This is a genomic window from Sphingomonas qomolangmaensis (assembly GCF_024496245.1).
Classification (GTDB): Bacteria; Pseudomonadota; Alphaproteobacteria; order Sphingomonadales; family Sphingomonadaceae; genus Sphingomonas; species Sphingomonas qomolangmaensis.
On sequence record NZ_CP101740.1, the window covers coordinates 1,926,187 to 1,949,272 of the forward strand.

The 23,086-nt window shown below is 67.4% G+C and carries 21 protein-coding genes and 1 riboswitch; of the genes, 12 read left to right on the forward strand and 9 right to left on the reverse strand.

Annotated features, from left to right (window positions below; translation table 11 throughout):
- Nucleotides 1–11 precede the first annotated feature (11 nt).
- The 3 genes from gcvH to NMP03_RS09155 form a co-directional block, all read right to left on the reverse strand.
- Nucleotides 12–383, reverse strand: a complete 372-nt coding sequence (gene gcvH, locus NMP03_RS09145) for a glycine cleavage system protein GcvH (RefSeq protein ID WP_256505053.1) — start codon at nucleotides 381–383, stop codon at nucleotides 12–14.
- Entirely contained in the window at nucleotides 380–1,534 is a 1,155-nt protein-coding gene (gcvT, locus tag NMP03_RS09150; RefSeq protein ID WP_256505054.1) for a glycine cleavage system aminomethyltransferase GcvT, read from the reverse strand. Before gcvT ends, gcvH begins: the two co-directional genes overlap by 4 nt.
- A 172-nt stretch (nucleotides 1,535–1,706) precedes the next feature.
- Nucleotides 1,707–1,799: riboswitch (glycine riboswitch) on the reverse strand.
- A gap of 95 nt (nucleotides 1,800–1,894) precedes the next feature.
- Nucleotides 1,895–2,575, reverse strand: a complete 681-nt coding sequence (locus NMP03_RS09155) for a hypothetical protein (protein ID WP_256505055.1) — start codon at nucleotides 2,573–2,575, stop codon at nucleotides 1,895–1,897.
- Nucleotides 2,576–2,681: 106 nt separating this feature from the next.
- Here NMP03_RS09155 and ispH point away from each other — a divergent pair, with 106 nt between their 5' ends.
- The 3 genes from ispH (at nucleotide 2,682) to rnhA (ending at nucleotide 5,240) form a co-directional block, all read left to right on the forward strand.
- A complete protein-coding gene (gene ispH, locus NMP03_RS09160; protein ID WP_256505056.1) occupies nucleotides 2,682–3,635 on the forward strand; it encodes a 4-hydroxy-3-methylbut-2-enyl diphosphate reductase in 954 nt (317 codons plus the stop codon).
- Between the two features lie 175 nt (nucleotides 3,636–3,810).
- The gene (thrB, locus tag NMP03_RS09165; protein ID WP_256505057.1) at nucleotides 3,811–4,764 is read left to right on the forward strand and encodes a homoserine kinase; all 954 of its coding nucleotides are present in this window, start codon (nucleotides 3,811–3,813) and stop codon (nucleotides 4,762–4,764) included.
- A gap of 5 nt (nucleotides 4,765–4,769) precedes the next feature.
- Nucleotides 4,770–5,240, forward strand: a complete 471-nt coding sequence (rnhA, locus tag NMP03_RS09170) for a ribonuclease HI (protein ID WP_256508079.1) — start codon at nucleotides 4,770–4,772, stop codon at nucleotides 5,238–5,240.
- Between the two features lie 118 nt (nucleotides 5,241–5,358).
- Here the strand turns inward: rnhA and NMP03_RS09175 are convergent, their stop codons facing one another.
- Together NMP03_RS09175 and NMP03_RS09180 are read right to left on the reverse strand one after the other, a co-directional pair.
- Complete coding sequence (locus NMP03_RS09175; RefSeq protein ID WP_256505058.1) at nucleotides 5,359–6,474, reverse strand: NAD(P)/FAD-dependent oxidoreductase; 1,116 nt, start codon at nucleotides 6,472–6,474, stop codon at nucleotides 5,359–5,361.
- Nucleotides 6,471–7,415: an alpha/beta fold hydrolase gene (locus NMP03_RS09180; protein ID WP_256505059.1), complete on the reverse strand. Its 945-nt coding sequence runs from the start codon at nucleotides 7,413–7,415 to the stop codon at nucleotides 6,471–6,473. The genes NMP03_RS09175 and NMP03_RS09180 overlap by 4 nt, the downstream gene beginning before the upstream one ends.
- 49 nt (nucleotides 7,416–7,464) lie before the next feature.
- Here NMP03_RS09180 and NMP03_RS09185 point away from each other — a divergent pair, with 49 nt between their 5' ends.
- The 8 genes from NMP03_RS09185 to NMP03_RS09220 all read left to right on the forward strand — a co-directional run bounded on the left by NMP03_RS09185 (nucleotide 7,465) and on the right by NMP03_RS09220 (nucleotide 15,267).
- Nucleotides 7,465–7,935, forward strand: a complete 471-nt coding sequence (locus NMP03_RS09185) for an A24 family peptidase (RefSeq protein ID WP_256505061.1) — start codon at nucleotides 7,465–7,467, stop codon at nucleotides 7,933–7,935.
- 51 nt (nucleotides 7,936–7,986) lie between these two features.
- Entirely contained in the window at nucleotides 7,987–9,027 is a 1,041-nt protein-coding gene (cpaB, locus tag NMP03_RS09190) for a Flp pilus assembly protein CpaB (protein WP_256505062.1), read from the forward strand.
- Between the two features lies 1 nt (nucleotide 9,028).
- The gene (locus NMP03_RS09195) at nucleotides 9,029–10,645 is read left to right on the forward strand and encodes a type II and III secretion system protein family protein (protein WP_256505063.1); all 1,617 of its coding nucleotides are present in this window, start codon (nucleotides 9,029–9,031) and stop codon (nucleotides 10,643–10,645) included.
- Between the two features lie 23 nt (nucleotides 10,646–10,668).
- Nucleotides 10,669–11,310: a CpaD family pilus assembly lipoprotein gene (locus NMP03_RS09200; RefSeq protein WP_256505064.1), complete on the forward strand. Its 642-nt coding sequence runs from the start codon at nucleotides 10,669–10,671 to the stop codon at nucleotides 11,308–11,310.
- A 1-nt stretch (nucleotide 11,311) separates the two neighbouring features.
- The gene (locus tag NMP03_RS09205) at nucleotides 11,312–12,610 is read left to right on the forward strand and encodes an AAA family ATPase (protein WP_256505065.1); all 1,299 of its coding nucleotides are present in this window, start codon (nucleotides 11,312–11,314) and stop codon (nucleotides 12,608–12,610) included.
- Nucleotides 12,611–12,684: 74 nt separating this feature from the next.
- Complete coding sequence (locus NMP03_RS09210) at nucleotides 12,685–13,644, forward strand: type II secretion system F family protein (RefSeq protein ID WP_256505066.1); 960 nt, start codon at nucleotides 12,685–12,687, stop codon at nucleotides 13,642–13,644.
- 31 nt (nucleotides 13,645–13,675) lie between these two features.
- On the forward strand, nucleotides 13,676–14,668 hold the full coding sequence (locus tag NMP03_RS09215) for a type II secretion system F family protein (protein ID WP_256505067.1): 993 nt from the start codon (nucleotides 13,676–13,678) through the stop codon (nucleotides 14,666–14,668).
- Nucleotides 14,669–14,739: 71 nt separating this feature from the next.
- Nucleotides 14,740–15,267 (forward strand): hypothetical protein, encoded by a 528-nt coding sequence (locus NMP03_RS09220; RefSeq protein WP_256505068.1) that lies wholly within the window; start codon nucleotides 14,740–14,742, stop codon nucleotides 15,265–15,267.
- Between the two features lie 204 nt (nucleotides 15,268–15,471).
- On the opposite strand, the gene NMP03_RS09225 is transcribed toward NMP03_RS09220, so the two are convergent.
- The 4 genes from NMP03_RS09225 to NMP03_RS09240 form a co-directional block, all read right to left on the reverse strand.
- Nucleotides 15,472–15,657: a hypothetical protein gene (locus NMP03_RS09225; RefSeq protein WP_256505069.1), complete on the reverse strand. Its 186-nt coding sequence runs from the start codon at nucleotides 15,655–15,657 to the stop codon at nucleotides 15,472–15,474.
- Nucleotides 15,654–18,314, reverse strand: coding sequence for a pyruvate, phosphate dikinase (gene ppdK / locus NMP03_RS09230; RefSeq protein WP_256508080.1), 2,661 nt, complete (start codon nucleotides 18,312–18,314; stop codon nucleotides 15,654–15,656). The genes NMP03_RS09225 and ppdK overlap by 4 nt, the downstream gene beginning before the upstream one ends.
- Before the next feature lie 129 nt (nucleotides 18,315–18,443).
- The gene (gene glyS / locus NMP03_RS09235) at nucleotides 18,444–21,074 is read right to left on the reverse strand and encodes a glycine--tRNA ligase subunit beta (RefSeq protein ID WP_256505070.1); all 2,631 of its coding nucleotides are present in this window, start codon (nucleotides 21,072–21,074) and stop codon (nucleotides 18,444–18,446) included.
- Complete coding sequence (locus NMP03_RS09240; RefSeq protein WP_256508081.1) at nucleotides 21,071–21,910, reverse strand: glycine--tRNA ligase subunit alpha; 840 nt, start codon at nucleotides 21,908–21,910, stop codon at nucleotides 21,071–21,073. The genes glyS and NMP03_RS09240 overlap by 4 nt, the downstream gene beginning before the upstream one ends.
- Nucleotides 21,911–22,046: 136 nt before the next feature.
- Here NMP03_RS09240 and NMP03_RS09245 point away from each other — a divergent pair, with 136 nt between their 5' ends.
- Complete coding sequence (locus NMP03_RS09245) at nucleotides 22,047–22,928, forward strand: TraB/GumN family protein (RefSeq protein WP_256505071.1); 882 nt, start codon at nucleotides 22,047–22,049, stop codon at nucleotides 22,926–22,928.
- The last annotated feature ends 158 nt before the right edge of the window (nucleotides 22,929–23,086 follow it).

Here is a 23,086-nt window from a genome sequence, read left to right on the forward strand (position 1 = left end):
GGGGCTTTCGATTACAAACCGCTCACGAATTCCTTGTACGCGGCTTCGTCCATCAAGCCTTCGAGCTCGGACGGGTGCGTCAGGCGCAGCTTGAAGAACCAGCCTTCGCCCTCGGGATCCGAATTCACCAGGCTGGGATCGTCGACCAGCGCGGGGTTGCCCTGCGTGACGGTGCCCGAGACCGGGGCATAGACGTCGCTCGCGGCCTTGACCGATTCGACCACCGCGGCCTCGCCCCCCTTGGCGACCTCGCGGCCTTCGTCGGGGACTTCTACGAACACGATGTCGCCGAGCTGGCCTTGCGCATAGTCGGTGATGCCGACGGTCGCGCCATCGCCATCGACGTCGATCCATTCGTGATCGGGGGTGTAGTGACGGCTCATTTGGAGGCTCCCTTGCGGATATAGCGGTGCGCGACGAACGGCATCGGCACGATTTGCGCCCGATGCAGCTTGCCGCGTTGTGACAGGCTGAGATGGGTGCCCGCGACGGCGAGCGCGGCGGGGACATAGGCCATCGCAATAGGCTGGCCGACGCTGGGCGCGAAGCCACCCGAGGTGACGCGTCCGATCGTCTCGCCCGCGGCATCGACCACCGATGCCCCCTCGCGCACCGGCTGACGTCCTTCGACGATCAGGCCGACTCGCTTGAGCGCCGAGCCGTGCTCGCGCTCGTCGAGGATACGCTCGGCGCCCATGAAGCCGCCCTCCTCGCGCCGGCGCTTCGACAGCGCGAAGCCGAGATCGGCGGCGACCGGCGTAGTCTCGGGATCGAGGTCGTGGCCGTAGAGCGGCAAACCGGCTTCGAGCCGCAGCGAATCGCGCGCGCCAAGCCCGATCGGCTTCACCTCGGGCTGGTTGGCCAGCGCATCGGCAAAGCCCTGCACGGCGTCGGCGGGTACCGAAATCTCATACCCGTCCTCGCCGGTATAGCCCGACCGGCTGACCCACAGCGCAACGCCGTTCCACGCGAACGCCCCCGCGGTCATGAACACCAATTCGGCGACGCCGGGGACCAGCCGCTCGACCGCGTCGACCGCCTTGGGCCCCTGCACCGCGATCAGCGCGTGCTCGTCCATATGGTTGATCGTGATGTCGTCGGGCAGATGCTCGCGCAGATAGCCGAGATCCTCGTATTTGGTCGCGCCGTTGACCACGACATACAGGTCGCCGCCGGGTAGCCGCGTGACCATCAAATCGTCGAGAATGCCGCCATCCTCGGCGAGCAGCAGCGAATAGCGGATGCGGTTGGTGCCGAGCCCCTTGATGTCGCCGGGCAGCAGCGCCTCGAGCGCGGCATCGGCACCCTCGCCCTCGATCCGCAGCTGGCCCATATGGCTGACGTCGAACAGCCCGGCGCTTTCGCGCACCCACAGATGCTCGGCCATGATGCCGTCATACTGGATCGGCATGTGATAGCCCGCGAACTCGACCATCCGCGCGCCGCGACCGCGATGCCAGGCATCGAGCGGCAGCGTTTCGATTGCGGGGGTTTCGGGCGCCTCGGTCGGTTCGTCGATGACGTGGTCGCTCATGGGATTCCTCGGATCAAAGGGGTGCACGACGATGCTGCCGCTTGCGCGCCGCACCGGTCGCCCCCTCTGTCACGGAACCTGAGAGCTTTCGCCGCCGCCCCTACGGGACGTTGTTCGGCTTACCCCTTCGGTGGGCGCCAGCTAAAAGCCGCGCCGCTTTCCAGAGTGTCGTCGGCCCCGCGCGGTCCCGTGTACCTGAGAGATTCCGGGGCGGTTGCTCCTTCGGTGGTTCCGGTTGCCCGAAACGCTCTCCCGCGCGTGCCCATGCCGGTTGCCCGGTATCGACGATCAAGGTCTTGGCTGCACGAACGAAGCGAGTCAATCGTCACTTCATACCGTTCGTGCATGCCAAGAATTGTCTCACCGCGTTGCGTTGTAGCGCAGTTGTTCGTCGGTCAGCTGGAAGCCCACCAATGCCTCGAAGGTCGCGCGGGCAACCGCCTCGCGGACGCCCGGCGCGGTCAGCGGATCGACCGCGGCTTCCTCGCGGCCGGCACGGCGGCGCTTGGTGAGCTGTTCGCGCACCTCCTGCGGTAGCGTCGCCGCGCTCTTGGCGATGACGCTGGTCGCGGTCGCCTGCCCCGATGCGCGCAGCTGGCCCGCCGGGAAGCTGAGCGTCACCTGGTCGACGCGCTTGGCGGTCACGTTGCTGCCGCCGCGCACGACCGCGATGAAATAGGGCATCGTCACCGTCCGCGGCTGATCGGCGCGGGTGCGGCGCCCGAGCACGTCGAAGGTGACCGTGGTCACGACGTCGGCGCCGGTTTCGCTGCAGGTCGATCGGACATTGGTGATCGTCGCGGTGACGTCGATCGCGCTCGCCTCGCGGCTGGCGGGGGGATCGAAGAGCGTGATGTCGCCGGTACCCGCAGGCACCGCCACGATCGGGCAAGCGGTGCGCACCGCGCTGATCCCGACGCCGCCCTCGAGCTCGATATCGCCGGTGCGCGAACAGCCGGTGAGGATGGTGGAGGCCAGCACGAGCGGCACGGCAAGCTTGCGGATCGTCACGTCGGCACACACCTTCTTTACGTAGAGCAACGGCTTTGCACAAAAAGCGGGCCGGCGCGATATGCACCGTCCCGATCGGGCGCGACCATAGGAACCGCCTTCCGCGCACGCAAGCAATCGCGTAGAGACGAGCACGATGACCGACCAGCCAAAACCAAGCCTAGAACTTCTCATCGCCGCGCCACGCGGCTTCTGCGCCGGGGTCGATCGCGCGATCCAGATCGTCGAGCTGGCGATCGAGAAATATGGCGCGCCGGTCTATGTGCGGCACGAGATCGTCCACAACCGCTTCGTGGTCGACAGCCTGCGCGACAAGGGCGCGGTGTTCGTCGACCATCTCGACGAAGTGCCCGACGGGGTGCCGGTGGTGTTCTCGGCGCATGGCGTGCCCAAGGCGGTGCCCGCCAAGGCCGCCGAGCGCGGGCTCTCCTATCTCGACGCGACCTGCCCGTTGGTGTCCAAGGTCCATCGCCAGGCCGAGCGGCTGGTCGCCGCCGGCCGCCACATCGTCTTCATCGGCCATGCCGGCCATCCCGAGGTGATCGGCACCTTCGGCCAGGTACCCGAAGGCGACATGACGTTGGTCGAGACGGTCGAGGATGTCTGGACGATCAGTGTGCCCGACGACCAGAATGTCGCGTTCCTGACGCAGACGACGCTCTCCGTCGACGATACCGCGGCGATCGTATCGGCCTTGCAGGCGCGCTTCCCCGCGGTGCAGGCGCCGCGCCCCGACGACATCTGCTACGCCACCACCAACCGCCAGACCGCGGTGAAGGCGATCGCCAGCGCGTGCGACCTGATGCTGGTGATCGGCGCGCCCAATTCGTCGAACTCGGTGCGGCTGGTCGAGGTGGCCGAGCGCGAGGGCACCCGCGCCAAGCTGATCCAGCGCGCAGCCGAGCTCGATTTCGGCTGGTTCGCGGATGTCCGGACGCTGGGGATCACCGCGGGCGCCTCGGCCCCCGAAATCCTGGTGCGTGAAGTCGTCGATGCGATCGCCCAGCGATTCGACGTGCACGAGCGCGAGGTCGAGACCAACCGCGAGACGATCGCGTTCAAGCTGCCGCGCGGGCTGGAGGCGGCGTAGCCGCTTTTTTCCGTTCGTCCTGAGTAGGGACTGAGCGAAGGCGAAGGCCCGTATCGAAGGACCCTGCCACAAGCGGGCGGATGCTTCGATACGCCGCTTCGACAAGCTCAGCGGCTACTCAGCACGAACGGTGGGTGGGCGGTGTCTGCGTTTTATTTGGACCGACAGGAACTTCATGGCCGTCTACACCCAGGTTTCCGCCGAATCGCTTTCGGCCTTCCTAGCGAAGTTCGACGTCGGCGAGCTCGTGTCGGCCAAGGGGATCGCCGAGGGGGTCGAGAACTCGAACTATCTCGTCGAGACGACGCGCGATCGCTTCATCCTGACGCTGTACGAAAAGCGCGTGTCGGTGGGCGACCTGCCCTTTTTCCTCTCGCTGCTCGATCACCTCGCCGCCGACGGCAATCCGGTGCCGCCCGCGATCCCCGATCGCGAAGGCCAGACGATCCACACGCTCGAGGGGCGGCCAGCCTGCCTGATCCGCTTCCTATCGGGCGTATCGGTCAGCCACCCGACGCCGGCACAGGCGCGCGCGGCGGCGCAGGCGCTCGGGCGGATGCATGCCAGCCTTGCGACCTTCGAGGGCGTTCGCGCCAACGGGCTCGGCGCTTCGCATTGGCGGCCGCTGCTCGACCAGTGCGGCGAATCGATGAACCAGATCGCGCCCGGGTTGTACGATCGCGTCGCGCGCTCGCTCGATGCGGTGCTCGCCGACTGGCCGAGCGATTTGGCGGTCGCGGCGATCCACGCCGATCTGTTTCCCGACAATGTGCTGATGCTGGGTGACCGGATCACCGGGCTGATCGACTTCTATTTCGCCTGCACCGACATCCGCGCCTATGACCTGGCGGTGATGCATTCGGCATGGGGCTTCGACGCGCAAGGCAACCCGCTCGACCCAGCCATCGGCCGCGCGCTGGTGGCGGGCTATGCCGACAGCTTCGCGCTGACCCCGCAGGAGCGCGCGGCGCTGCCGGTGCTGGCGCGCGGCGCGTGCATCCGCTTCCTGCTGACCCGCGCCTGGGACTGGCTCAACACGCCCGCGGGTGCGCTGGTAACGCGCAAGGATCCGCTGGCGTATCTGCGCCGGCTCGACTGGTATGAATCGAACCCGAAAGCATTTGTGTGACCGACCTGCCCGCTGAAAAACTGCCTGCCAAGGAACTCCCGCACGTCGAGATCGCCACCGACGGCGCGTGCAAGGGCAACCCCGGCCCCGGCGGCTGGGGCGCGCTGATCCGCTTCGGCGCCACCGAGAAGGAACTGTCTGGGGGCGAGGCGCTGAGCACCAACAACCGCATGGAGCTGATGGCGGCGATCGAGGGTCTGAACGCGCTGACCAAGCCCTGCCGCGTGACGCTGTCGACCGACAGCCGCTACGTCATGGACGGGCTGACCAAATGGATCCATGGCTGGCGCAAGAACGGCTGGAAGACCGCCGCGCGCCAGCCGGTGAAGAATGCCGAATTGTGGCAGGCGCTGCTCGCGGCGGCGGCACCGCACCGGGTCGAATGGAAATGGGTGAAGGGGCATGCCGGCCACCCCGACAATGAACGCGCCGATCGGCTGGCGAGCGATGCCGCGGTGGTAGCGGGGCGGCGATAACCTGCTCCCCTCCCTGGAAGGAAGGGGTCGGGGTGGTTCGAGGCCTGGGGGGTACGGCTGCCAAGTCCGCCGAGGCGACCGTATCGCGAACACTCGACCCACCCCCTGCCCCTCCCTTTCAGGGAGGGGAGATCAGCAACCTCCCCGGCGCATACACCGCCGCGTCGAGCCCCGCGATCCAGTCAGGCCGCTCTCCCCCGACCAGCAACCACGCCGCCAGCGCCGCTGCCGCCGGCGCGGTCTGGATGCCGAAGCCGCCTTGGCCGGCGAACCAGAAGAACCCCTCGGCGCTCGGATCGAAGCCATAGACCGGCAACCGATCGGGGGCGAAGCTGCGCAGCCCCGCCCAGCGGCGCTCGACCGCCTCGATCCGCCAGTCGACCGCGCGCTCGAAGCGATCGATCGCGGTGGCGACGTCGATGTCTTCGGGCGCGACGTCGCGCGGGGTGTCGGGGACCTCGTCGTGCGGCGACAGCCAGACGCGGCCCCCCGCTTCTGGTTTGAAATAGAAACGGTCGCGGCCGTCGCGCACCAGCGGGGCATCGGACGCCATCGGCGGATCGACTCGAAGCTGGACCATCGTCCGCCGCAGCGGGGCGATTCCCAGCGGCTTTACTCCTGCCATCGCCGCAACCGGATCGGCCCAGGCGCCAGCGGCGTTGACCAACACCCCTGCCTCGAACGTCCCGGCACTTGTTTCGAGCCGCCACGCGTCACCGATCCGGATTGCGCCAATCAGCCCGGCGCGGGTTTCCAGCGTCGTGCCGGTCCGCCGCGCGAGCGCGAGATACGCGCCGTGCAGCGCGGCGACGTCGATGTCCTGGCAGGTGGGCTCGTACACCGCCTGCGTCCATTCGGGGCGAAGCCCGGGCAGCATCGCGCGCGGATCGACGCGGTCGAGCACCACCCCCGACTCGGCGAACTCGACAAGAAAGGCATCTAGCGCCGCCGCATCCTCATCGGTGGCGATGAACAACTCACCCCGCGGCTTGAGGAAGCTGACCCCGCCAAGCTCGGCAGGCGGATCGCGCAAGATCGCGCCCGAGGCGGTGGTAAGCGGCTGCACCCCAGGCCCGCCATAGGTTTCGGACCAGAACGCCGCCGACCGCCCGGTCGCGTGATAGCCCGGCTGGTCCTCGACCTCGAGCAGCAGCACGCGCGCGGCGCCGCCGATCGCCGCTGCCAGGCTCGCACCGGCGATGCCGCCGCCCACGATCGCGATGTCATAGGTCATGCCGGCGCCCTTGCATCGAGGAAGCGATCGATCGCCGCCAACGCGCGGTCGCGCACCGGATCGGCCTCGCGCAGGATTTCATGCGCCGATTCGGCCCCGAACCGGACCAGTTGCGCATCGGGCAGCCGCCCCAGCGTCGCCACCGCCGCGCGCGGATCGACCAGCCCGTCGGCATCAGCGATCAGTCCGAGCAACGGGGTACGCATCGTGGCCAGCATCGGCTCCTGCCGCAATGCGCGGGTCTGGGTGAAAGCCTCGGCCACCCAGTTCCAGCTCGGCGGCCCGGTCATCAGCCGCGGATCGGCCTGCTGCCACCATATCTCGTCAGCGTACCGATCGGCGTCGTGGGTCAGCAGCGTCTGGCGGGTTTCGGTGGTGGCGGGGCGTTCATTGCCCTTCCACGCCGCGCGCGCGGGATCGCCAAGCCTGCGCATCGCGCTCGCCGCCCATTCGCCGAGCCGCGCGGTGACCGGCCCCTTCAACCCCAACATCGGCGCGACCAGCACCGCGGCCTGCGGCGCGATCGCCGAATCGATGAGCACGCGCAGCACCACATAGCCGCCCATCGAATGGCCGATCACCACATGCGGCCCTGGCGTGGTCGCGACCCATTGGTCCCAGAACGCGGCGAGATCGGCACCATAGTCGGCGAACGACTCGACGTGCCCGCAATGCGGCGCGGGCGAACACCGCCCCGACCCGCCCTGTCCGCGCCAGTCGAAGCTGGCGATCGTCCAGCCCTGCGCATGCCAGTGTCCAAAGCTCTCGAGATACTTCTCGAACACGTCACCGCGGCCGCCGAGGAACAGCAGCGATCCCCGCGCGGGCATGACCTGCGACGGCAAATCGAACCGGCGATGCCCCCAACCATCGGGTGCGTCCCATGTCGCGATGCGCGCGCCCACCGGGATCGCGCGCCGAATTGCTTCCAAACCTGCCATCTGCGGTGGTTACTTTTTGGAAAGCCGTGTCGTCTAGGGGATAGGCGACATGGGGGAATTTTTCGCTTGGGGGCTGCCGATCGCGCTGGCCGTATTGCTGGTTTCAGCCGGGATCGAGGACGTGCGCAAGCGCGAGATCGCCAACTGGAAGAACGCCGCGATCGCGCTGATGGCGCCGTTGTGGTGGGTCGCGATCGGGCTGCCGGTGTGGCCGGGGATGGCCATCCAGCTGGGCATCGCGCTGCTGGTCTTCGGCTTGTTCGCCGCGGCATTCGCTGCCGGCATGATGGGCGGCGGCGACGTCAAGATGATCGCCGCGCTGGCGCTCTGGTTCCCGCTCCATTCGCTGCTTTGGCTGCTGGTAGTCATGTCGCTGGTCGGCGGCGCGCTGACGCTGGTGATGCTGATCGACCACAGGCGTCGCAAAAACGCCGGCCAGCCCGAGATACCCTATGGCGTCGCGATCGCCTGCGCCGCGCTGCTCACGTTAGGCGAACCACTCTTTAACCATTTTGGTTGACTACCCGACGCTGGGACAACCGGCGCGCATCTGAAAAAGGCCTGAACTGTCATGGATGGACGGAAGATCATTCTCCTGGTTGGCGCGCTCGTCATCGCCGCGGTCACCGCGTTCATGGCGCGCACGCTGATGCAGGGCAGCGCGGCGCCGGTCGCGGGCGCGCAACAGGCCGCACCGGTCAGCAGCGTCAAGGTGCTGGTCGCGACGCGCGCGCTGCCGGTGGGCACGATCCTGGGTCCCGAATCGATGAAGTTCCAGCCCTGGCCAGAAGAACTGATCCAAAACGCCTATCACCTCGAAGGGCAGACCGATCTGAAGGCGCTGCAGGGTACCGTCGTTCGCTTCGCGGTGCCGGCGGGCCAGCCGATCGCGCAAGGGTCGCTGGTGCGCCCCGGCGACCGTGGCTTTCTGGCGGCGGCATTGGGGCCGGGCATGCGCGCGGTCACCGTGCCGGTATCGGCGCAGAGCGCGGTCGCGGGCTTCGTATTTCCGGGCGATCGCGTCGACCTGATCCTGACCCAGTCGGTGCCCGGCGGCGGCGATGGCGAGCCGCTCAAGGCGTCGGAGACCGTGCTGCGCAACTTGCGGGTGCTGGCGACGGACCAGCGAGTCGACAACCAGACCGACGAAGCCGGCAAGACCGTGGTATCGACCTATTCGACCGTCACCGTCGAGGTGACGCCCAAGATCGCCGAGAAGATCGCGGTCGCGCAGACCGTCGGCGACCTGTCGCTGTCGCTGCGCTCGATCGCCGACAACGCCACCGAACTCGAAGAGGCCATCGCCTCGGGCGAGGTCAGCATGCCCGAAACCGACGATCCGCGCGCCGAAAAGGCGATGCTGGCACGGCTGGCCGCGCGGCCGATCGAAGCGCGATCGAGCGTCTCGACCGGCGCCGACATCTCGCGCTTCCAGCGCAGCAGCGTGCCCGGCCGGCCGCCGGTCAATGCGGGCGTAAACATGCCGCCGGCGCCGCCCGTCATGCCGGGGATGGTGACCGCGCAAGGTCCAGTCGCAGTCACGATGGGGCCGGTCGTACGCGTATCACGCGGCACTTCGGTGACCGCGGTCGAAGTCGGGGGAAAGAAGTAACATGACGAAGATCCGCTCTTCGCTGCGCACCGCGCTGGTGCTGGCCACCGCTTCGGGTGCGATCGGTGCATCGATGCCGACCGCCGCGCAGAATGTCAGTTCGCCGAGCGAAATGCTCCAGCTGAGCACCGGGCGCGGCCAATTGGTCACGGTGCGCGAGCCGATCACCGATGTGTTCGTCGCCAGCGACGGCATCGCCGACGTCACCGTCCGCTCGCCGACCCAATTCTGGGTGTTCGGCAAGAAAGCGGGGGAAACCACGGTCTACGCCGTCACCAGGGCGGGCAAGGTCGCCTATTCGTCGAACCTACGCGTCGGCAATAATTTCGACAGCGTCGGCGGCATGCTCAACCTGGCGATGCCCGAGGCGAACATCACCGCGACGCCGATGAACGGCTTGATCCTGCTGACCGGCACGATCGCCAACCCCTCCGACGGCGCCGAGGCCGAACGGCTGGTGCAGGCGTTCGTCGGCGAGGAGACCAAGGTCGTCTCGCGGCTGCGCACCGCGACCCCGCTGCAGGTGAATTTGCAGGTGCGGATCGCCGAGGTCAGCCGCAGCTTCGTCAAGAATATCGGCGTCAACCTCACCAACCGCGACGGCGGATCGTTCCTGTTCGGCCTCGCCCAAGGCCGGCAGGGTTCGATCACGACAGTGCCTGGCGTACCCGGCCAGCCCAACGCCCCGGTCGATGCCAATGGCCAGGTGCCGGGGGGCAGCCTGTACAGGTACCCGGCGCAACAGACGGGCAGCACGCTGCTTGGCGCCGCGGGCCGGTTCCTCGGCACCGACCTTCTGGCCTCGCTCGACCTGGGCGAGACGATCGGCCAGGTGACGACGCTCGCCAATCCCAACCTGACCGCGCTGTCGGGCGAAACCGCCACCTTCCTGGCGGGCGGCGAAATCCCGATTCCGATCAGCCAGGGGCTGGGTGCGGTATCGGTGCAGTATAAGCAATATGGCGTCAGCCTGGCCTATACCCCGACGGTGCTGGCCGATGGCCGCATCTCGCTGCGCGTCCGCCCCGAGGTTTCCGAATTGTCCTCGGCGGGCGCGGTGACGATCGAAGGCGTGCAGGTGCCGGCGCTGACGACGCGGCGCGCCGAAACGACGATCGAGCTCGGCTCGGGCCAGAGCTTCATGATCGCCGGGCTGCTGCAGAACAACCACAACAACCAGATCGAAAAGACCCCGGGCGTCGGCGACCTGCCGATCCTCGGTGCACTGTTCCGCTCGAACGGCTTTCGCCGGCAGGAAACCGAACTGGTGATCGTCGTCACGCCCTATCTGGTGAAGCCGATCGACGGCAACCAGATCGCGCTGCCCACCGACGGCTACCAATCGCCCACCGATGTCGAGCGCATCCTGCTGGGGCAGCTCAACGGCGGCGGCCCGGCTGGCGAACGGCCCAAGCCGAGCATGGCACCGCCGACGGTGGCGGCACCCAGCTTCGGCGCGAGCGCGCCGGTGTTGCCCGCCGGTCCCGCGCTGCCCGGACGGCAGCTGCCGACCGCCGCGCCGCTGCCCGACCCGTTCGCGGCGGCGCCGCAGGAAAAGCCGCGTCGCAAGCCCAAGAAGGCCAAGGGCGACGTCGCCCCCGGCTTCAGCGTCAATTGACCCGGTACGGGAGAGACATTGTGATGCATCCGCGCCTTTACCTCGCCGCGATCCTGCTGCCCGCCACGCTGCTGGGCGGCTGCGGCGGCACGCTCAACCGCGGCGTCGAATCGGTTCACCAGCCGGTGGTCAGCCGCACCGATTATGTGTTCGACGTCCAGTCGACCGGCCAGGGTCTGGCAACCGGCGAAAATGCCCGCCTGGCCGGCTGGCTCGCCTCGCTCGAGGCCGGCTATGGCGACCGTCTTTCGGTCGACGACCAGCCGGCATTCGATCCCGCCGCGCGCGCCGCGGTCGCTGCCGAGGCTTCGCGCTACGGCCTGCTGCTGGCCGATACCGCGCCGGTGACGGTCGGCGCGCTGACGCCGGGCACCGTCCGCGTGGTGCTCAGCCGCATGGTTGCCGCGGTGCCGGGATGCCCCGACCATAGCCGGATGTACGAACCCAATTACGGCGCACACACCTCGTCGAACTTCGGCTGCGGGATCAATTCCAATCTCGCGGCGATGGTCGCGCGGCCCGAAGACCTGGTGCGCGGCCGCCGCGGTGCCGACGTGACCGACACTGCTACCGCCACCAAGCCGATCCAGGCGCTGCGCGATCGCCAGCCCCCCGCCGATGCGGCGCTGCCTGCAGTTTCCACCGGCGGCACGGGGAGCAACTGACATGAACGCCCCCTGGAATCCGGCACGCACCGGCGCGGTCCGCGAACCCTTTATGGCGTTCGTCTGCGACGAAAACAGCGCCGAGACGATGCGAAGCGTCACGGTCGAACAGGGCTGGGCGCCCGAAAAGGTCAACAAGGGCGGGCTGCGCAATGCGGTGCAGACGCTGTCGGTATCCGCCAGCCCGCACATCCTGTTGGTCGACCTGTCCGAAAGCGGCGATCCGCTCAACGACATCAATGCGCTGGCCGAGGTGTGCGAGCCGGGAACCGTGGTGATCGCCTGCGGCCAGGTGAACGATGTTCGGCTGTATCGCGATCTGGTCGCCAGCGGCATCCACGATTATCTGCTCAAGCCGCTCAACCCCGATGCGCTGCGCGAAACCCTGTCGCAGGTCCAGGCGATGCTCAACGCCCCCAAGACGGTCGAGGCTAGCACCGAGCGGGCGCATGCCGCGATCGCGGTGGTCGGCACGCGCGGCGGGGTCGGCGCATCGAGCATGGCAACCTCGATCGCCTGGCTGATGAGCGACAAGGGCGGGCGCACCACCGCGCTGCTCGATCTCGACATCCATTTCGGCACCGGCGCGCTCGCGCTCGACCTCGAGCCGGGGCGCGGGCTGACCGACGCGATCGAGAACCCAAGCCGGATCGACGGGCTGTTCATCGAACGCGCAATGGTGCGCGCGTCGGACAAGCTGGCGGTGCTGTCGGCCGAGGCGCCGATCCATGCGCCGGTGATGAACGACGGTACCGCTTTCTTCCAATTGCAGGAGGAAATCCGCACGGCGTTCGAAACCACGGTGATCGATTTGCCGCGCGCGATGCTGGTGCAGTTCCCGCATCTCGTCACCGATGTGCAGATCGCGGTGATCGTCACCGAATACACGCTGGCGGCGGCGCGCGATGCGATCCGGATCCTGTCGTGGTTCAAGACGAACGCGCCGCAGACGACGGTCATCATCATGGCGAACCGGGTGCATCAGGCGTCACTCGAAATTTCGCGCAAGGATTTCGAGACCTCGATCGAGCGCAAGATCGATGTCGCGGTGCCCTTCGATCAGAAGATGTGCGCGCAAGCCGCCAAGCTCGGCAAGCCGATCGCCGAGGTCGGTCGCGGATCGAAGACCGTGGCGCCGATCACCGATCTGGTCGGCCGGCTGCTTGCGTTGACCGAGTCGGCCGAGACTGCCGAAGCCGGTGGCAAGACCAGGGCAAAGGCCCAGGCCGAGCCTGGCGCCAAGGGCGGATCGCTGCTGGGCAAGCTCAACCTGCGGATGCCGCGCATGGCCAAGAATTGAACGCGTCGTGCGGGTAATCTTCGCGATCCGAACCTAGGGAGGCGACCATCGGCACCGAGTATCTGCCGCTATTGATGGTGACGCTGGGCGCATTCGCGGTGCTGGCGCTGGTGCTGTTCGCCTTCGCCGGACCATCGACCGCACGCGCCAGCGCGCGCCGCCTGACCGCGGTGCGCGATCGTCACGCAACCGTCGCCAATGGCGGGCTGATGGACGCGCAGCTTCGGCGCATCTCGAACCGCCGGCAAACCACCACGTTCGACCGCGCCGCAACCCGGCTGCTGCCCAACCCAGCCGAGCTGCAGAAGCGGCTGGCAATGACCGGCAAAAGCTGGACCGTTGGTCAATATGGCATGGTGACGCTGGGGCTGTTCGTCGTCATCGGGGTGGGATTATGGCTGCGCGGGCTGCCGCTGCTGCTGGCGCTGCTGCTGGGCGTATTCGTCGGCGCGGGGCTGCCGCATTATTGGGTCGGCAAGACGATCAAGGCGCGAATCGCCAAGTTCAACACCAAATTCCCCGATGCGATCGAATTGTTGGTGCGCGGCCTGCGGTCGGGCTTGCCGATCACCGAGACGATCGCGGTGGTGGGCGCCGAGCTCGACGGGCCGGTGGGCGAGGAATTCCGATCGGTCGCCGACAAGATGAAGATCGGCCGCACGATGGACGTCGCGCTCCAGGAAACCGCCGACCGGCTGGGCACCCCCGAATTCCAGTTCTTCGTCATCACCATCGCGATCCAGCGCGAGACCGGCGGCAACCTTGCCGAAACGCTCGCGAACCTGGCCGATGTGCTGCGCAAGCGGATGCAGATGAAGCTGAAGATCCGCGCGATGTCCTCCGAATCGAAGGCGTCGGCCTATATCGTCGGGTCGCTGCCGTTCATCGTCTTCGGGATGATCTGGTTCATCAACGCCTCGTACATGCAGAATTTCTTCATCGACGAGCGGCTGATGATCGCGGGCGGCGGCGGCTTGGTCTGGATGAGCATCGGTGGGTTCATCATGGCCAAGATGGTCGATTTCGAAATCTGATGGGGCCCAATCCAATGAGAGGCGCGCGCTGATGGAACCGGGTGCTGGTCCCACGATCCTGGGGGTCGACGTCATCACCGTCGCCACCTTCCTGGCGGCGATCGCCGCGTTTGCGGTGATGCTGGCAATCTATGTCGCGACCACGGTGCGCGATCCGATGACCAAGCGCGTCAAGGCGCTGCAGGACCGCCGCGAACAGCTGAAAGCAGGGATCACCGCCTCGACCGGCAAGCGGCGCGCCAAGCTGGTCCAGCAAAACGACACCACCGACCGCATGCGCAACGTGCTGTCGTCGCTGAAGGTGCTGCAGGATTCGCAGCTCAAGGCGGCGCAGATCAAATTGTTGCAGGCGGGAATCCGATCGAAGGATTGGGCGGTCGCGGTGATCTTCGGGCGGATGGTGCTGCCGGTCCTGATCGGTGGGCCGATGCTATATTGGGTGTACGGCACCGAGGGCTTTGCCGATTGGAGCCCGCTCAAGGCCTATGGCCTGGTCGCGGCGAGCTTCATCGGCGCGTACAAGGCGCCCGACCTGTATCTGCAAAACAAGATCACCAAGCGATCCGACGCGATCCGCAAGGGGCTGCCCGACGCGCTCGACCTGCTGGTGATCTGTGCCGAGGCAGGCCTGACGGTCGATGCCGCCTTCCACCGCGTCGCCAAGGAACTGGGGCGCGCCTATCCCGAACTCGGCGAGGAATTCCAGCTGACCGCGATCGAATTGGGCTTCCTGTCCGATCGCCGCCAGGCGTTCGAGAATCTTGCCGCGCGGATCAACCTCGACGCGATCAAGGGCGTCGTCACCACGATGATCCAGACCGAGAAATACGGCACCCCGCTCGCCTCGGCGCTGCGCGTGCTGTCGGCCGAATTCCGCAACGAACGGATGATGCGCGCCGAGGAGAAGGCCGCGCGGCTGCCCGCGATCATGACGATCCCGCTGATCCTGTTCATCCTGCCGGTGCTGTTCATCGTGATCCTGGGGCCGGCGGCGTGCGACATCAGCGACGCACTGATCACATGAGCGCGGGGGGCGGGTCGCGGAACGCACTTGCCCCCCAAGTCGTTTGACCTCCGTAACAGGAGGGACTCCCCATGCTATTCTCGACCCCAACCCAATTCGCGGTGCTGGCGCTGTGTCTGATCGCCGGCTGGCTGTTCGGGCTGGCGAGCCATCCGGGCGGCCGCAAGTGGAAGGAGCGCCTGCGCGCCGAGGAAGCCGCGCACCGCGCGACCCGCGACGAGATTGCGGTGCGCGATACCCGGCTTGCCGAGTTGGAGCGCGATCGCGAACGCTGGACGACCTCGCAGACGGTAGCACCGGTTGCCGCCGCCGGGGTCGGCACCGCTGCCGCGACGTCGTCGCGCGGGGGCGGCTTCTTCGGCTGGGGCCGCGACAATCTGTCGCGCATCCGCGGGATCGACGAGCATACCGAACAGCAGCTGCGCCAGGACGGAATCAAGACCTATGCCGCGATCGAGGCGCTGACCCCCGAGGGCGAAGCCGATCTTGAGCAACGCTTGGGCTTCGGCCGCGGGCGGATCGCGCAGCAACAATGGCGCGAACAGGCAGCGCTGCTGCGCGAAGGCCATGACGACGACCATGGACGCAGGTTCGTCTGAGGGGCGACGCGCCGGTTCCTACCTCCGAGCAATGCGCGCCCGGCCAGAAGAACCGTGCTTCGACAAGCTCAGCACGAACGGTGATGGGTACAGCCAAGCCAACGATCCTCCCCCGCCAGGGGGAGGTGGCGGGTGCGAAGCACCGACGGAGGGGGAGGACGCGCTACGCTGGGGTAGGCTCGAACGCCGAAGGCTCCAGCTCCCCTACAGCGTCACCCACTCGGGCCCACCGGGCGCCACCACATCCTCGACCTTGTCGCCGGTAACCACCACCGCCATCGCCAACGCGCCGATCAGCAGCACATCGAACAGGATGATCCCCGCGAACACCAGATAGGGGTGGAACGGCCCGACCATGTCCATCCGCTGGCGGGTCAGACGCTGCTTCATTTGCGCAGCGCCGCCTGCGCCGCCGCCAGCCGCGCGATCGGCACGCGATAGGGCGACGCGCTGACATAATCGAGCCCGACCTGTTCGCAGAAGGCGATGCTCGCCGGATCGCCCCCATGCTCGCCGCAAATGCCGAGCTTGATGTCGGGCCGGGTTGCCCTTCCCCGCTCGGCGGCGAGCGCGATCAGTTCGCCGACGCCTTCGACATCGATGCTCACGAACGGGTCGCGCGCGTAGATGCCCTTTTCGACATAGACCGACAAGAAACGCGCGGCATCGTCGCGGCTGACGCCGAGCGTCGTCTGCGTCAGGTCGTTGGTGCCGAAACTGAAGAATTCGGCCTGTTCGGCGATCTCACCCGCCTTGAGCGCAGCGCGCGGCAGCTCGATCATCGTGCCGACCAGATATTCGATCGTGCGGCCGCGTTCGGCGAAGACTTCGCCGGCGGCCTTGTCGACCACCAATTTCATCAGCTCGAGCTCGCGGCGGGTGGCGACCAGCGGGATCATCACCTCGGGCACCGGCGCCTCGCCCGATTTCTCGGCAACGTCGCACGCCGCCATGAAGATCGCGCGCGCCTGCATTTCGTAGATTTCGGGATAGGTCACCCCCAGCCGGCAGCCGCGATGGCCGAGCATCGGGTTGAATTCGTGCAGCTCGGCGGCGCGGCGCTTGAGCTTTTCGATGTCGATGCCGGTGGCGGTGGCGACATCCTCGAACTCGGCTTCCTCGTGCGGCAGGAATTCGTGCAGCGGCGGGTCGAGCAGGCGGATCGTGCAGGGTAGCCCCACCATCACCTCGAAAATCTCGGCGAAGTCGCTGCGCTGTTCGGGCAGCAATTTGTCGAGCGCGGCACGGCGGCCGGCTTCGTTTTCGGCAAGGATCATCTGGCGCACCGAGGTGATCCGGCTGGCCTCGAAGAACATATGCTCGGTGCGGCACAGCCCGATGCCCTCGGCCCCGAATTCGCGCGCGGTGCGGCAATCGTCGGGGGTTTCGGCGTTGGTGCGCACGCGCAGCCGGCGGACCTTGTCGGCCCAGACCATCAGCGTGCCGAAATCGCCCGCCAGCTCGGGCTGGATCGTCGCGACCGCGCCGACCATGACCTGACCGGTAGCCCCGTCGATCGTGAGGATGTCGCCCTCACGGATTTCGCGGTCGCCGCAGCGCATGATCTTGTCCTTGGCGACGATCGACAGCGTGCCCGCGCCCGAGACGCACGGACGCCCCATGCCGCGCGCGACCACCGCGGCGTGGCTGGTCATGCCGCCGCGCGCGGTGAGGATACCCTTGGCGGCGTGCATGCCGTGAATATCCTCAGGCGACGTTTCGACGCGGACGAGGATGACCGCCTCGCCGTTCGCCGCCGCGCGCTCGGCGGTGTCGGCGTCGAACACGACCTTGCCCGAGGCGGCGCCGGGCGAGGCGGGAAGCCCCTTGGTCAGCACGTCGCGCGGGGCATCGGGGTCGAGCGTCGGGTGGAGCAGCTGGTCGAGCGCCGAGGGTTCGACGCGAAGCACCGCCTCCTCTTCGGTGATCAAGCCTTCCTCGGCCATGTCGACCGCGATCTTGAGCGCCGCCTTCGCGGTCCGCTTGCCGCTGCGCGTCTGGAGCATCCAGAGCTTGGCCTGTTCGACGGTGAATTCGATGTCCTGCATGTCGCGATAATGGCGCTCGAGCAGGTCGAAGGTGCGCGCGAGCTCGCCATACACCTGCGGCATCGCCTCTTCCATCGATGCGGGCTTGGCGCCGGCGGCCTCGCGCGCCGCCTTGGTCAGATATTGCGGCGTGCGGATTCCCGCGACGACATCCTCGCCCTGCGCGTTGATCAGGAACTCGCCATAATAGCCATTCTCGCCGGTCGAGGGATCGCGGGTGAAGGCGACGCCGGTGGCCGAGGTCTCGCCCATATTGCCGAACACCATCGCCTGGACGTTGACCGCGGTGCCCCAGTCGCCGGGAATGTCGTTGAGGCGGCGATAGACCTTCGCGCGCTCGGACTGCCACGATCCGAACACCGCGCCGACCGCGCCCCAGAGCTGGTCATGGACGTCCTGCGGGAATGGCTTGCCCCACAGCTCCTGCACCAGCGCCTTGTATTCGGCGACCAGCTTGCGCAGGTCGTCGGCGCTGAGTTCGGTGTCGAGATAGAAGCCCTGGTCTTCCTTGGCGATCTCGAGCGCCTCCTCGAACCGGCCATGGTCGAGTTCGAGCACGACATCGGCGTACATCTGGATGAAGCGGCGATAACTGTCCCAGGCGAAGCGCGGATCGGCCGAGATCGCCGCCAGCCCCTCGACCGTCGCGTCGTTGAGCCCGAGGTTGAGGACGGTGTCCATCATGCCGGGCATCGACACGCGCGCGCCCGATCGCACCGACACGAGCAGCGGGTTGGCGGGGTCGCCGAAGACCTTGCCGGTGATCCCCTCGACATGCCGCAGCCCGTTGGCCACCTCGTCGCGGACGCTGGCGGGGAAGGCCTGGCCCTCGTCATAATAGCGGGTGCACATCGCGGTGCTGATCGTGAAGCCCGGCGGCACCGGCAGGCCGATCGACGCCATCTCGGCGAGGTTCGCGCCCTTGCCGCCGAGCAAATTCTTGTCGCCCTTGCCCCCGTCCGAAACCCCGCCGCCGAAACGATAGATATACTGCGTCATCATATCTCCCTCTCCCCGCTTGCGGGGAGAGGGCCGGGGAGAGGGGCAGTGCTCTCTTACCGGCCCTCGGTTGATGTGCGAACTGCCCCTCTCCCAACCCTCTCCCCCGAGGGGGAGAGGGCTTTTTAGTTATCCGTCGATCTTCGAGAAATCGGCGACCGCATGCACCGCGTCGCGCATCCGCGCGAGCAGCGCCAGCCGCGCCGCGCGCTTGGCCGGATCGGGATCGTTGACGGTCACCGTCTCGAAAAAGGCATCGATCGGCGCGCGCAGCGAGGCGAGCGCGGTCATCGCCTCGGCGAAATCCTCGGCGGCGATCGCCGCGGCGGCGCGCGGTTCGGCGGCGTCGAGCGCTTGCGCCAGCGCGGCTTCGGCAGGTTCGGGGGTGTAGCCGGGGGCGTGCTCGCGCTCCGAGCGCGCGAAGTCGCCGACGCTGGGGGTGAAGTTGCCCTGGTCGACCTCGACCAGCGGGTCTTCCTCGCCGGTCTGCGGGATCGGATCGTCGCCCGCGAGGTGATCGATCGCGCGCGCGGCGAGTTCGTCGGGGTGGCGATCGGTCGATTCGGTGCCGAAGGGTTCGGGCGCGTTGAGCGCGTCAGCGGGGGTGGTCGCCGCCAAGCCCGTCGCCCCAGCGAAGGCTGGGGCCTCCCGCGGCGCCTGCCCCGCGCCTTCGCCAGAGACCCCAGCTTTCGCTGGGGTGACGGAAGTGGCGGGGGGAGCGGAAGCCACCCCTTCCTTCTTCAGGATATTCGCCGCGCGCTTGTAGCCGGCGAGCAAATTGGTCCCCTCGGGCGTCGCGACGAACGCCTGCAACGCATGGACGCGCGCGAGCAGGCGGACGAGATCGTCCTCGTTCCCGAGCGCGAACACCGCGTCGATCAGGTCGTGGCGGACACCGGCTTCGCGTTGCTGGACTTTGAGGCGATCGGCAAGGAAATCGAGAATGGACGATACTGTCGGTCTGATGCGATCAACTACCAGGCGCTCTTTTGCTTCGTCAGAAAGTAGTGTGGCTAGAGCCACTTCTACGGCCTCGGCCATATCGTCGTCACCGACCGGCAGCCCAACTGTTTGCCTCGCACTGGCTAACTTATTGACCGCATCGGCAGCCTTAGCGCCCATCAGTGCCCCCAATCGCGCAATCGCTAGGGTCAACGCCTCTCTTAGCGAAAACCTAACGCCTGTTGTTTCAATGATTGCCACGACCGCTAGTGCCGCTCGACGCAGCGCATAAGGATCGCGAGAGCCGGTAGGCGGCATCTTTTCGAAAAAGAAGCCAGCCAACGTATCCAGCTTGTCCGCCAGCGACACCGCCACCGTTATCGGCGCGGTGGGGACGTCGTCGCCCTGCCCGACCGGCTTGTAATGGTCGCGGATCGCGTCGGCGACGCGGGGGTCTTCGCCTTGTGCGCGGGCGTAATAGCCGCCCATCACGCCCTGCAACTCAGGGAATTCGCCGACCATGCCGGTGACGAGGTCGGCCTTGCACAGCCGCGCCGCGCGGTCGGCGAGGGTGGCGAGTTGCTCGACTTCTCCCCCCCTCCCGCTTGCGGGAGGGGTCGGGGGAGGGCTTGTCGGGTCGAGCGCCGCGGTTGCGGACATGCCCTCCCCTAGCCCCTCCCGCAGGCGGGAGGGGGTCTTGACAATCCCCTCCTCCACCAACCACCGCGCAAGCTTGGCGACGCGATCGACCTTGTCGGCGACCGTCCCCAGCTTCTCATGGAAGACGATCTTTTCGAGCTTCTTCGCCTGTTCCTCGAGCGCGACCCTCAGGTCGGTTTCGTAGAAGAAGCGCGCGTCGGACAGCCGCGCGGCGAGCACCTTCTGGTTGCCCTCAACGATCCGCGCGCCGCCATCGCGCGCGGCGATGTTGGCGACGCAGATGAAGGCGTCGGCTAGCTTCCCCTCGGCGCCGGCGCAGACGAAATATTTCTGGTTCACCCGCGCGGTGAGCTGGATCACTTCGGCCGGCACGTCGAGAAACGCCGCGTCGAATCGGCCAAGCAGCGGCACCGGCCATTCGGTCAGCCCGGCATTCTCGGCGACCAGCCCTTCGTCCTCGATCAGCGCCAGCCCGGCCTCGGCGGCGAGCGTGGTGGCCTTGTCGCGGATGATCGCGCGGCGCTCGTCCTGGTCGACCAGCACGTGCGCCATCCGCAGCTTCTCGACATAATCGCCCGCGCCGCCCAGCGTGATCTCGTGCGGGCTGTGGAAGCGATGGCCGACGGTGGTGTACCCCGATCGGATACCCGCGACTTCGCATTCGACCAGATCCTGGCCGAGGATCGCGACGATGCCCTGCAGCGGGCGGACCCAGCGCAGCGATTCGGTGCTCGCAGAGGCATCGCCCCAGCGCATCGATTTGGGCCAGGGGAAGCCGCGGACGATTGCGGGGATCGCCGCCGCCAGCACCTCGGCGGTCGCGCGGCCGGGCTTTTCGATCACCGCGAACAACACGCCGCCGCGATCTTCGAGCTGGTCGGCGGTGAGGCCGGTCTTGCGCAGGAAGCCTTCGAGCGCCTGCGGCGGCGCGCCGGCGCGCGGGCCTTTCAGTTCTTCCGACACCGCTTGCGTCTGCATCGGCAGGTCGCGCGCGATCAGCGCCAGGCGGCGCGGGGTGGCGTAGGTTTCGATTTTACCGGGGGCGAGGCCGGCCTTGGCGAGTTCGGCGGCGAACAGCCGTTCGAGATCGGCACGCGCCTTGTCCTGCATCCGCGCGGGGATTTCTTCGGAGCGGAGTTCGAGGAGGAAATCGGTCACGCCGCCCACCCGTTCTTGGCCATGTAAGCAGCGCACGCGCCCTTCGCGAGATCGCGCACCCGGCCCATATATGCCTGGCGTTCGGCGACCGAGATCACCCCGCGCGCCTGCAACAGGTTGAAGACGTGGCTCGCCTTGATCGCCTGTTCGTACGCCGGGATCGGCAGGTCGCGGCCGAGCGCATTCTCGCATTCGGCGGCGTGCTTGCGGAACTGGTCGAACAGGCTGTCGGTGTCGGCGACCTCGAAGTTCCAGGCGCTCATCTGGCGCTCGTTCTCGAGGAACACGTCGCCATAGCTGACACCCTCGTCGTTAAACGCGAGGTCGTACACGCTGTCCTTGTTCTGGATGTACATCGCCAGCCGCTCGAGCCCGTAGGTGAGCTCGCCCGCGACGGGCTTGCAATCGAAGCCGCCCATTTGCTGGAAATAGGTGAACTGAGTCACTTCCATCCCGTCGCACCAGACTTCCCAGCCCAGCCCCCAGGCACCGAGCGTCGGCGATTCCCAATCGTCCTCGACGAAGCGGATGTCATGCGACAGCATGTCGATGCCGATCGCCGCGAGGCTGCCCAAGTACAGTTCCTGCAGATCGGCGGGCGAGGGCTTCAGGATCACCTGATATTGGTAATAATGCTGCAGCCGGTTGGGGTTCTCGCCATAGCGGCCATCGGTCGGGCGGCGGCAGGGCTGGACGAAGGCGGCGTTCCACGGATTGGGGCCGAGCGCGCGCAGCGTCGTCGCGGTGTGGAAGGTGCCCGCGCCCATTTCCATGTCATAGGGCTGGAGGATCAGGCACCCGCGCGCACTCCAATAATCGTGGAGCGTGAGGATCATTCGCTGGAAGCTGAGCGGCTTTTCGTCGGACAAATCGGGGCCTTCGCGGGTGCGGGAGAAGCGGGTTTCGCTTTGGCGCAGCAACCCCGGAGGGTCAATGGTTGGGGGACCTGCGCGAACCCGCTATGGCCGGGGAATGCCCGCCCGCATCTTCCTCGCCATCGCCGCCTTCCTGTTCGCGGGCACCGGCGCGCAGCAGCCGCCGGTCGACATCGATCCGCCGCTCTGGGTGGTGCGCGATGCCGATACGACGGTGTATCTGTTCGGGAGCATCCATTGGTTGAAGCCCGGGCTCGGCTGGTTCGACGATGCGGTGCGCGACGCGTTCGATTCGAGCGACATGCTGGTGCTCGAGACGGTGAGCGTCGATGCCGCGACCGCGCGGCGGGTGCAGGACAAGGTGGGGACGCTGGCCGACGGGCCGAGCCTGCCCGACCGGTTGCCCGCCGAATACCGCCCCAAGCTGGCCGCCGCGATCGCCGAGCAGGGCTATCCCGCGGGCGCGTTCGACCGGACCAAGCCGTGGCTGGCGGCGACGACGCTGTCCACGCTGCCGCTTCGGCGCGCTGGTTACGATCCGACTTTGGGCGTCGAGACGGTGCTGACGAACGCCGCGCAAGCGGCGGGCAAGCCCGTGACGGGGCTCGAGGAACGCGCGCAGCAACTCGGCTATTTCGACGCGCTGTCGCAGGAAGCCCAGATCGCGATGCTCAAAGTGCAGCTCGACGGGATGGACCGCGCGACGACCTCGACCGACGAGGTGCTGGCGGCATGGGGCCGCGGCGATGTCGCGGCGATGGGGCGGATCGTCAGCCGCGACCAGCACGCCTCGTCGGCGGCGTTCACCGAGTCGGTGATCACCAAGCGCAACCGCCGCTGGGCGGGGTGGATCGTCGAGCGGATGCGCCGGCCGGGGGTGGTGTTCATGGCGGTGGGCGTGGGGCATCTGACCGGCGGCGATACGGTGCAGCGCGAGCTGGCGCGGCTCGGGATACCGGTGGAGCGCGTGCGGTATTGAAGGGCGCTTAGCCCTCTCCCGCTTGCGGGAGAGGCAGCGAGACTTGGGGTCGCACTTGCGGCCCCTAGGCGCAGCGGTGAGGGTTTTTGGTGGGCGTGGTGGTAGAAGAAGAAGGCCCTCACCAGTGTTGGGTGAATAGCACCCCGTGCTATTCAGGT